At 65.0% G+C, this 8,111-nt stretch carries 10 protein-coding genes; 1 reads left to right on the top strand and 9 read right to left on the bottom strand.

Going from position 1 to position 8,111, the window contains the following annotated elements:
• Nucleotides 1-189: 189 nt before the first annotated feature.
• From ACFV4K_RS33115 to ACFV4K_RS33080, 8 genes are all read right to left on the bottom strand, one after another.
• The gene (locus ACFV4K_RS33115; RefSeq protein ID WP_379280233.1) at nucleotides 190-621 is read right to left on the bottom strand and encodes a cytotoxic translational repressor of toxin-antitoxin stability system; all 432 of its coding nucleotides are present in this window, start codon (nucleotides 619-621) and stop codon (nucleotides 190-192) included.
• Complete coding sequence (locus tag ACFV4K_RS33110) at nucleotides 618-1,058, bottom strand: prevent-host-death protein (RefSeq protein WP_379280232.1); 441 nt, start codon at nucleotides 1,056-1,058, stop codon at nucleotides 618-620. The genes ACFV4K_RS33115 and ACFV4K_RS33110 overlap by 4 nt, the downstream gene beginning before the upstream one ends.
• Nucleotides 1,059-1,226: 168 nt before the next feature.
• A complete protein-coding gene (locus ACFV4K_RS33105) occupies nucleotides 1,227-1,637 on the bottom strand; it encodes a PIN domain-containing protein (protein ID WP_379280231.1) in 411 nt (136 codons plus the stop codon).
• Nucleotides 1,634-1,852: a type II toxin-antitoxin system VapB family antitoxin gene (locus ACFV4K_RS33100; protein WP_379280229.1), complete on the bottom strand. Its 219-nt coding sequence runs from the start codon at nucleotides 1,850-1,852 to the stop codon at nucleotides 1,634-1,636. Before ACFV4K_RS33100 ends, ACFV4K_RS33105 begins: the two co-directional genes overlap by 4 nt.
• Nucleotides 1,853-2,132: 280 nt before the next feature.
• Entirely contained in the window at nucleotides 2,133-3,185 is a 1,053-nt protein-coding gene (locus ACFV4K_RS33095; RefSeq protein ID WP_379280228.1) for a polyprenyl synthetase family protein, read from the bottom strand.
• On the bottom strand, nucleotides 3,182-4,021 hold the full coding sequence (locus ACFV4K_RS33090; protein WP_379280227.1) for a hypothetical protein: 840 nt from the start codon (nucleotides 4,019-4,021) through the stop codon (nucleotides 3,182-3,184). The genes ACFV4K_RS33095 and ACFV4K_RS33090 overlap by 4 nt, the downstream gene beginning before the upstream one ends.
• A gap of 161 nt (nucleotides 4,022-4,182) precedes the next feature.
• On the bottom strand, nucleotides 4,183-5,586 hold the full coding sequence (locus tag ACFV4K_RS33085) for a cytochrome P450 (RefSeq protein WP_379280226.1): 1,404 nt from the start codon (nucleotides 5,584-5,586) through the stop codon (nucleotides 4,183-4,185).
• A 62-nt stretch (nucleotides 5,587-5,648) separates the two neighbouring features.
• Nucleotides 5,649-6,245: a TetR/AcrR family transcriptional regulator gene (locus ACFV4K_RS33080; RefSeq protein WP_379280225.1), complete on the bottom strand. Its 597-nt coding sequence runs from the start codon at nucleotides 6,243-6,245 to the stop codon at nucleotides 5,649-5,651.
• 440 nt (nucleotides 6,246-6,685) lie between these two features.
• On the opposite strand from ACFV4K_RS33080, the gene ACFV4K_RS33075 reads away from it, so the two are divergent.
• Complete coding sequence (locus tag ACFV4K_RS33075; RefSeq protein ID WP_379280224.1) at nucleotides 6,686-7,498, top strand: BTAD domain-containing putative transcriptional regulator; 813 nt, start codon at nucleotides 6,686-6,688, stop codon at nucleotides 7,496-7,498.
• On the opposite strand, the gene ACFV4K_RS33070 is transcribed toward ACFV4K_RS33075, so the two are convergent.
• Nucleotides 7,459-8,111 (bottom strand): FAD-dependent monooxygenase (locus tag ACFV4K_RS33070; RefSeq protein WP_379280223.1); only part of this gene is annotated, 653 nt, incomplete at its 5' end. The two genes, ACFV4K_RS33075 and ACFV4K_RS33070, sit on opposite strands and share 40 nt — an antisense overlap.

Here is an 8,111-nt window from a genome sequence, read left to right as displayed (position 1 = left end):
CTGGTACCGCAGAAGCGGTACCAGCCCCAATGTCGTTTCCGGGTTGGGGGATGCGAAAGGTGGGGACGGTAGCCGGTCCGATCAGGTCGGAGAGCGCGAAGGTGGCAAGGTCCAAGGCTCCGCGGCTCGACCGTCTTGACTCGATGGCGCTGCCGGGCAAGGGAAGTCGTTCTCCCCGGACCGAGGGATTCATAGAAAGCGAAGGGTCTGCAGCCGGGCTACCGCCTGATCTTTGGTCATCTCCTCGATTTCCTCTGGGGTCAGGTGAACCAGGCGTATGAGTTTCTCGACGACACCGAGAGGGATTGGCTCCTTGTCGGGGATCATGACAGATTCTGGGGTGCGTACTGGACGAACTCGATCGTTGACGCATGCCCAGAACTGGGCTTCGCTGACCTCGAGTTGGTCCTTCAGGATCTGGCACCACAGCTCGGATCCATAGTCGGTGTTGTCCATGGGCCGCGAGATCCGGGTACGCAAGACGCGACCGTCCGAAAGCGGCAATTCCCATGTGCTGTGGTGCCTGACCACACCACCTGTGGCGTTGCGGACGCGCACCCATTCATCGTGGTGGCAGAAGGTTTCGTGAGCCTTCTTGTTACCCGGAGGGTGCTGGGTCATTGTTCGGCCGCCGTCAACCACTCTCTCAGCTGCTCGTCCGTGGATAGCTCCACGAACTGCACGAAGTCGACGTTCTTCTGATGGTTGAGCGCGGCATGGAGATGGTCCTGCCAGTCAGCGGTGTACTCGCGCATAGCCTCGATCAAGGCGGTGATCGCCGTATCGAGATCGGGCTCCTCCACGGCCAGTGGAAGACCCGGCAGATATGCGACCCAGTTGTCGTTTTCCCGCACTACTTGCGGTTCGTGGACACGGATGCTGTGGGAAAGCAGCCACCGGAGCCGCCCAACCTCCACGAGCGCGGAATCCTTACCCTTACGAGACACCACGGCGACGTTGCCCTCTTCGGCGGCCGTCAGCATTTGGGCGAAGTGTTCTCTAGCGCTGTTCATGGAGCTGTATCGCTCGACAGACGTGATTCGCTCTGTGGTCGTCATCGGTCCCTCGATCTCTTCCGCTGCGGCCAGGTGCGACATGCCACGTGGCGTGATCGTGATCTACCGGTCGGGCGTGTACCGCGCGTGGATCGCGAACCCACAGAGAGTTACCCGAATCGTTCGCACGAAGGGGACTGGCCGGCGGCCGGGGTAGAGCGGGCAGGGTCTTCAGGCGATGTCGTGAATGTTGTGCTGCCGCAACTCGGGTGCGTGGCGTGCCGCGGTCGCGAAGTCGTTGTCGTCGTGCAGCACGGTCAATCCGTGGTGCGCGGCGGTCGCGGCGATGATGAGATCGATTGCTGAGGCGCTGCGGTGTTCGCCTGCCCGCGACATCCGATGCTGCGTTGCGGCAGCCCATCGATCGGCATGCTTGGGAACCGTGACGTCGGGGTACAGGTCGGAGAACATCTCAGCGATTTCGTCGTATTCGGTGCGATCCCGAGCGCTGTACAGGAACTCCGCACGCTGCGGAAAGCAGGAGCCGATGGCTTCGGCATCGATCGCGTCGAACCACGTATGCTGCAATTTCTCGTTCGACAGCAGCCGGACCAGGGCCGAGGTGTCGAGCAGGTAGATCACCGGGCCCTTTCCTCCTCGTGCCGGCGAGCAGCGTCGTCGATCGCTCCCCAATGCCGTGCTCGCTCGAAGTGGTGGGCGATGCGAGCGGCACGCTCCTGCTTCTCCGCGTAGAACCGCAGGGCCAGGTTCACCGCGTCCTTTTTCGTTTTCGCTTTCGATAGGGCCATCACGCGCTGTAGAGCGTCGTCGTCGAGGTCGATCTGCGTGACCGTCATGGCAAGCCTCCGCCCATGTTGGTGATGTACATGCGACTGTATGCCACCAACATGGACTCATTGAGGGAATGTCGATCATCGCCCGATCCGGCGCGTGCGCACCTGCTTGACCCGGAGTTCTGGTCCCGCGGCCGCAGGGTGGGTCGGGTTGATCATGGTCAGGCCCACAGAACGACAGAGCCGCAGGTCATGACCTGCGGCTCTGTTGCTTTCTCGTATTGCGCATCGACGCCCGCTCATCCATCGTTCCGGCTCCTGCTGCCGGGGCGAGTTCGTTCGGTCAGATCGGGTTGTGCCGGGACAGCCGGTCCCAGCGCGGTACCGCGTCGGCGATCGTCTCGAGGGCTCGGCGGGCCTGTGGGTCGGTCGATACGGTGTCGAGTTCGGTCCTTGCGGCGCAACGGAATCGGTCGGCTTCGGTGCGGGCCCAGTCCAGGGCGCCTGAGCGCTCGAGGAGGGCGACGAGGTCTGCGGCTTCATGGCTCGACGAGGGATGCGGACGGGTGTACGCCTTGGTCAGGATGGCCGCGAGTCGAGGGTCGTCGTGGAGGGCTCTGACGATCGGGGCGGACTTCTTCCGTCGGAGGATGTCGCCGCCGACGGCTTTCCCGAGACGGTCGGGATCGCCGACCAGTCCGAGTACGTCGTCGACCAGTTGGAAGGCCAGGCCGAGGTGGCGACCGGCATTGCGGAGCGCCTCGATGCGTCGCTCGTCCGTTGTGGCCGCTCTGCCGCCGAGCGCGCAGGCGAGCCCGAACAGGGCCCCTGTCTTGCCGCTCGCCATGGACTGCCACTGGTCGGGATCGATGTCCATGCGGTTCTCGAAGAGCAAGTCCGCGGATTGGCCGTTGACCACCTCCAGCAGGGCCGCGGACAGATCTGCCGCGGCCGCGTTTCCGACGCGCGATCGGTCGGCCGCCGCTTCGAAGGCGAGGGACAACAGGGCGTCGCCGGTGAGAATCGCCTGCGCCCTGCCGAACACCACCCACGCGCTGGGACGGCCGCGTCGCCGTAGGTCGTCGTCCATGATGTCGTCGTGCAGGAGCGAGAAGTTGTGGACAAGCTCGACGATGACCGCGGCGGGCACCCCGTCGCTGTCCTCGCCGCCGGCCGCGACGGCGCTCGCGATCGCCAAGGCGCCACGCACGCCTTTGCCCGAACCGGTGTCGGTGGGCCTGCCGAACCTGTCGGCCCAGCCGAAATGATAAGCCGCGACGGTTCGTAAGGGATCGTCCAGCCGGTTCACGGACTTCCGCAACTCGGGTTCGGTCAGTTGCCAGGCTCGATGCAGGACTTCTCGTGCCGTAGCGAGGCGGGGTCGGGGGGCGCTCACAGCGCAGGCTCCTGGCCGTCGCCTGAGGGAGCGAGCATCGATGTCGAGAGCACCGGCGCGTGACCGTATCGCGCCGTCCTGCTCGACCAATCGAAGTTTCCGCGGATCCACGTGCGCATGCCGGCGAGGCAACGCTCGACGGGATCGTGATCCGACGCCGTTCGCGTGCGAGCCTGCTTCTCGAAGGCGAGGTACTGCCTTGTGCGCGTGTCTATTTCCGCGCAGACGCGTGACACCGCTTCGGCTTCGCTCAGATTCTCGTGATGTCCGATGATGAAGGCCAGATTGTGGACTTCGCCGAAGGACCGTTCCTTCTCCAGCGAATAGACGTCATTGGTCCAGCACACCACGTCGCAGGCGGCATCGAGGGCGCCGGAGAAGTCGGCGTCGCGATACCGTGCCGGCGGCACCTCGAAATCTCCGAACCTCTCGATCAGATCCATGCAGACGTAGATCGCCCCGGTGTGCCGTCGCCGATCGACATAGGTATCCCTGTCCGGGACGATGCCGGCGATCCGGTTCCCGGCCTCCCAGAACGCGGCGGTGCGCAGGCACTCCTCCAGATGTCCGACGAATCGGGTACGCCAGGCCGCGGAGCTGTGCGCGGCGGTTCGATCCCACAGATCGGAAAGTGCTGCCAGCAGAGCCGGATTCGCCTCTCCGCGCCCGCCGCCGCGCAGGACCCCGCAGACACCGTCCGCCAGCGCCGCGGCCGCTGCCGGTGTTCTGCCGATCGCCCCGTCGTCGAGTTCGTCGTCCACCAGGAACAGCCAGGCGAACCAATCGGCGGCCAGCTCGAGATCGTGCCGGTCGGCATGCGGATGAACAAGTGCCACAAAGTATCCGAAGTCGGCCGCGCTGAATTTCGATCTGATCCGGTGTGATTGGAGCAGATCGAAACCGTCCACCCACGCCAGGAGGTGTTCGCGTGCCCGGTCGAGATTCGGGTTGTGCTGGCTGGGGAAGCAACTGAAGGTGGTTCCGAGTGCGCCGGTTCTCATCGCGCGCGTGCCTTCCGTCGTTGTGGCCGCAAATGGACTCCGCCCCTGGGGTGCAGCGTGATGAGCGCTTCGGGGGTTATCGGCGCCGCGCCCGCTGGTAGGCGCAGCCGGTACCTGCTCGCCACGGTGGCCAGCACCAGCACCAGTTCGGTCAGGGCGAAGTGCTTGCCGACGCACACCCGGTGCCCGCTGCCGAAGGGGATGTAGGCGTGCTTGGGCCGGGCGGCGATATTGTCGGGGGTGAATCGCTCGGGATCGAATCGTTCGGGGTCGTCCCAGAAATCCGGATGTCGATGCAGCAGATAACTGTTGATCAGAACGTTCGACCCTTGCCGGAGTCGATATCCGCCCAGCTCATCGTCTCGGACCGCACGTCGCATGAATTGGTATGCCGGAGAATAGATCCGGAGTGTTTCGTCCACGACCATTCGCGTGTAGGGAAGTTTCGGGATGTCGTCGATATCGGGAATCCGGTCGCCGATCACCCGGTCTATCTCCTCGTGTAGCCGCCGCTCCGTATCGGGGTGCCGGGCCAGGAGATAGAAGGCCCAGGACAACGTGTTCGTGGTGGTCTCGTAGGCGCCGATGCAGATATTGAGAACTTCGTGATGGAGTTGCTCGATATCCATTCCCCGGCCATCGGTTTCGTCGACGGAGTTCATGAGGAGGGTCAGCAGGTCGGTGGTGTCGGGTGAACTCGTCGGCTGTTCGATGCGCGCTGTGATGAATCGTGAGACGAATTCGTCCATCTCGGCGATCGCGCGGCGCAGCCGGCGATGGCTCGGCGTGGGCACAGTGAGCGGAGGGAACGGAAAACGGAAGAACGATCCCAATATGGCATTGGCTTCGCCGAAGGCGCGTTCGAACGACAGGGCGGTGGCGTCGACGTCGGCACTGAACAACGACCGGTTCACGATCCGCAGCGCGAGCTGGCCGATCTGATCGGTGATATCGAGAATCGGCGCGTCGGCGGCATCCCAGCGCTCCAGCATGCGCAGCGTTTCCGTGGTCATGTTCCCGGCCAGGTCGCGAATGGCGCGAGGCGTGAGATGGGGTGCGATCATGCGCCGTTGTCGCTGCCACAGTTCGTGATCGGCGTTCGCGATCAGGCCCTTGCGCAGCACCGGGCGAACGATCTTGAACAAGACCGCGTTCTTGTCGTAGCCGACGCTGTTGTCCACCAGGATGTGCCTGATGTGGTCCGGATGGTTGACCAGCACCATCGGCAGGCCCAGGAGCCGGAATTCGAAGAGGTCGCCGTGGCGCTCGAGGCCGCGGGACAGGAAGCCCAATTGGTCACGGCGCAGGGCGAGTCCGTTGTCGAGCCCGTCGGGGCGGCCCAACCGGGGTAGTGGGCGCGGTGGGCCGGACCGGACGCCGCGGGTGCGCTGACTGGACATGGCGCGACGCTAACCGGGGGCGGTTAGGACCGGGTTAGGGCTCTTGCGGGCGCGATCGGCGCTCAGCCGCACTGGCTTTCGAGATACAGCTCCAGTACCAGCCGACCTTGGCTGACCACCCACTCGTTGCGGGGGATGTCCCGGTAGGCGTGCTCGATGGTGCCCTCGGCGATCGCGATCGCCACGCCGAACACTCGGGGATCGGTGTCGGCGGGCATCACCCCCGAGGTCAGCAGCAGGTGGCCGAACGATTGGGCGCAGCGGCGCTGATGAGTGCGGACCAGCTCGCTGTCGCCGAAAGCGAAGTAGAGCGCGACGAATTCGAGATGCCGCAGGAAGTGCGTGCGGTGCACGGTCGCGAACAGCGTGATCGCGTGGGAGATGCTGTCCGCCCGCAGTGTCTCGATCTCCGCCGCGACCTGCCGGTCGATCTGTTCCATGTCGCGGTCCAGCAGTTGCCGGAACACCGCCTCCCGGTTGGCGAAGAACTGGTAGAGCGTCGCGATCGGTACGGCGGCACGCTCGGCGATCCCGCGGGTCGTCACGGCATCCGTTCCGTGTTCGTCGACGAGTTCGCGTGTGGCGTCGAGGATTCGCTCGACTCGTTCCCTGCTGCGCGACTGCACGGGTGTGCGTCGGAGGCGTCCTGGCTCAGACACCGGGCAATGATCGCAGATGGCGCGGTGGCGGCATCCGCGCACCCTGCCCCGGCGGTACGCCGGCTCCTCCGGGCCTGCCCGCGGTGGGCGAACATGAACGGAACATGGTTTCTCGTCCGATTGGCCAGGTAGCGGCGCGACAAGAACATTACTGTGTGTTTCGGGCCGTTGGTGGGTGGACAAATTGTGAAACGTCCACTTGCGCAGGCGTGTTGAGCATGCAAACATAGCCGCCAGCGGAATCCTGGTTCGAGATCGGTTGCGACGCAAGGATCTATGGATTTCCATCATCTCTGGTATCGAGACGCAAATACCGTCAATGTCGATCGGTAATTGCGAATTATCGTGTGGCGAAATGTATTTGACTTGCCGTCAATTCTCGTATGGTGCAAGGAGTTTCAATGGGCGCATCCGGTGAACGGTCGGTGCATGTCAAACTATTGGGCGAGTTCGCCATTTCGGTCCCGGGCGAGAGTTGTGTTCGGTGGCGCGCGAGCAAGGCGCGCTCGCTGTTCGGGGTGCTGCTCGTCAACCGGAACATCGTCGTGGGCAAGGAGCGGTTGCGAGAGCTGTTGTGGCCGGATATCGAGGGTCCCAGCACGTCGTTGAAGGTGGCGGTGCACGCCCTGCGCAGAACGCTGGACGACCACCTGGGAACCGATCGCGGGCACCTGCGTGTCGAGTTCCGGGATTTCGGCTACATCATGGACGCGAGCGATGACGTGGTCGTCGACTTCCACGAGTTCGAGCGGGTCACGACGGCCGCGCGCGAGGCCGCGGTGCGGGGCCTGCGAGAGGAGGCGCTGGATCTGTATCGGCGTGCTGCCGCGCTGTACTCGGGTGAGTTCCTCAGCGGAGAATCGGACAGCTGGGTGATCGAGCATCGGCACTGGCTGCGCGCGATGATATTGAGCGTCTTGGACGTACTGGCCGAGTACGCGTTCGAGGCGGGCGAATTCGCCGACGCGGCCGACGCGTGCCGTCGCACGCTGGCCATCGATGCCGTGAACGAGGCGGCGTTTCGCCGGCTGATGATGATCCACGCGCGGCGCGGCGAGCTGCAGCAGGCGGAACAGTGGTACGCGCTGTGCGCGCAACGCCTGCGTGAGCAGTTCGAAGTCGATCCCGACCATGACACACGGTCGCTGCGGCGTCGCGTGCTCAGTCGGGAATTCGTGGAGGGGGTCAGGCCGGGCCGCACCGGCCACCGGGTTCACGACGGCATTTCGAACCGCATGGGCTCGATCGTCTGACTGCGGATGACACCGTCGGGAGCGTATCGGAAAGCCCACTCGCGCAGGCGAACCGCGACCGGGTTCGCGAGCTGTTCGAGCCTGCTGAGCCGGCGCGACGCCGCCACCAGGGTCCGGGTCCGGGCCCGGCGCGCATCCTCGTAGTCGCGCAGCGCGGCGATGACGGCGCCGTTCCGGCGCAGATGATGGGCGAGGACGCAGGCTTCCTCGATCGCGGAGCTGCCGCCCTGGCTCAGACTCGTCAGCATCGGGTGGGCGGCGTCACCGATCAGCGTGACCGGACCGCGGCCCCAGGACGGCAGGAAGGGGCGGTCCTGCGCGGGCGCGGTGATGATGGCGTCGGCCGGTGTGCGCGCGATGATCGCACCGATCTCGGGTGCCCAGCCGCGATAGCTGTCGAGGACGTCGGCCTTGCCTCCCGACCAATCGGCGGCCCGGCCCGCCACATTGCGGGTTCCCCACCAATAGGTCTGTCCCGCTCCGAGATCGGCGAAGCCGAAACGCCGGCCCGCGCCCCAGTAGTGGACCGCGGAGGCCGGAGGGATGCTCTCGTGCTCGAATGCGGCGGTGGCCAGCCAGCAGACGTAGCCGTGGTCGGTGACCGGTGCGGGCC

Origin of the sequence: Nocardia sp. NPDC059764, from assembly GCF_042732555.1 — a bacterium.
GTDB lineage: Bacteria > Actinomycetota > Actinomycetes > Mycobacteriales > Mycobacteriaceae > Nocardia.
Note: the sequence above shows the minus strand (reverse complement) of the source record. Positions and strands in the feature narration are given on the sequence as shown.